The organism is Anoxybacillus sp. LAT27 (assembly GCF_022030075.1).
GTDB classification, from domain to species: Bacteria; Bacillota; Bacilli; order Bacillales; family Anoxybacillaceae; genus Anoxybacillus; species Anoxybacillus kestanbolensis.
This window is the reverse complement of the sequence record NZ_JAIWYK010000188.1, coordinates 1-266: the sequence shown is the minus strand read 5'-3', so window position 1 is coordinate 266 and position 266 is coordinate 1. Positions and strand designations below refer to the sequence as shown.

1 protein-coding gene is annotated in these 266 nt (G+C 48.1%); it reads left to right on the top strand.

The features are described 5' to 3' along the window. Positions 1–119: 119 nt before the first annotated feature. Positions 120–266, top strand: a 147-nt coding sequence (locus LD028_RS09060) for a UPF0738 family protein (protein WP_483298295.1), incomplete at its 3' end; no start/stop codon positions are given.

The window sequence follows — 266 nt, the reverse complement described above, 5'->3', positions numbered from 1 at the left end:
GAAAGATCATCGTCTCCCTCTATTATCAGCTGTTTTTCGGCGAATATCAATTATTTCGCCCGCATAGGCTGAATATGGTAAAATAAAGGGCGGATGGTTGGTGTGGAAGGAGAGAAAGCATGAACGAAAAATGGATCGTCGAGCGGGCAGAGCGAAAAGACGGCCGGCTCTGGCTGAAGGTTGATGATGCGCTTGTTTTGCCCGCCGGTGTTATGCCGAAGCGCCATATGCTTGTTGACTCAGATGCATTGGCGTTTGTGTATATA